Source organism: Flavobacterium sp., from assembly GCF_003525665.1.
Taxonomy (GTDB): domain Bacteria; phylum Bacteroidota; class Bacteroidia; order Flavobacteriales; family Flavobacteriaceae; genus Flavobacterium.
Genome location: NZ_DQDX01000008.1, coordinates 3,360 through 4,608, shown reverse-complemented (window position 1 = coordinate 4,608; position 1,249 = coordinate 3,360). Strand labels below are relative to the sequence as shown.

2 protein-coding genes are annotated in these 1,249 nt (G+C 30.9%); both read right to left on the bottom strand.

Going from position 1 to position 1,249, the window contains the following annotated elements; genetic code table 11:
* Positions 1 to 184 (bottom strand): hypothetical protein (locus DIU01_RS00615; protein WP_290831331.1); only part of this gene is annotated, 184 nt, incomplete at its 3' end.
* 1 nt (position 185) lies between these two features.
* Positions 186 to 1,249, bottom strand: a 1,064-nt coding sequence (locus DIU01_RS00610; RefSeq protein ID WP_290831330.1) for a C10 family peptidase, incomplete at its 5' end; no start/stop codon positions are given.

The window sequence follows — 1,249 nt, the reverse complement described above, 5'->3', positions numbered from 1 at the left end:
TGTTATTATCGATTGAATAAAATTTAACGTTATTTAAATCTAATTCAGTCGAATTAAAGAAATCAGCATTATTATTTGCATTTATTCTTAAAAGAACTCCTGCTTCTTTGAATACATTTTCAGAAGATTCATCTTTAGAGCAAGATGAAAATAGAATAACAATTCCAAAAAAAGCTACTATCATTTTATTTACGAATTCCATATATCATTTTTCTTTTATAATTATACGAGTCACCATTAACTGAAAAATTATTTAAACCAAAGTATCCATTTAGATGTCTATAACTATAGCCCCAACCCCAATTTAAATGAAATAATAGGTAGCCATATCCTCCATTTACATTACCATTATTATCATAAAAGCAAGCAAAACCACGCATATAGCCATCGGCAACCCATGCATGACCGTCAGCGTAATAGGGAATTAAGCCAGCCCAATATTTTTTTTCACCGCCTGACATAATTACAGGTTTGTTTTGACTTAATTCGCTTACAACAGTATTATAATTATAGTCTCCAATATTTGCAGAAGTATATCCAAATGTATTTTTAAAAGGATTAAAATTATTGCCTATGTTTGGTTTGATTAATTTAAAGAGCTTTGTACCAGAACCACTACATCCGTAATTCATACTTGACGCAATTCCTATGTCTGACATTAATTGAGATGTAGCATTTGTGCCATAATTATTTGACATTGCACTCCAATTATATGTAGTTGGATGTTGAAAAAATTTCATTACTTGTGCAGTTGCAGTCGCAACACATCCTGTTGGGGCATTACCATTTGAATAATTTGAACATCCAAGATTAGGAGTATAGTTGTTATAACCATAACCTTGTCCCCAAGTAGTTGTTAGTAATGGCCATTTAGTTTCATGAAATTCATTAGTACACACATAAGGTGGCGGTGGTGGAGGCGGTAATCTATAACTTAACCATTCCGTTTCAACTTCATCTGTTGGTACTAAATAATTATCTCTTGCAAACTCAATTGCTTCAATTTCTTCTTCAAGCCAATAATTGAACTCTTCAGGAATATCAGCTAATAAAGCATTGGGGTCATTAAAATCTGTAACTCCCATTATTGTATGAGATCTGTCGTCAGCTGCAAATAATACTATACTGTTATCAGTTAGTTTTGTCAAGTAAAAAGCTGTTACATCATTTTTATCTTTATATTCAGTAAAATCAGAAATTGTTAAATCTTCAATAAGATTGTTGACTCTTAAAATTTCATTATTTTTAA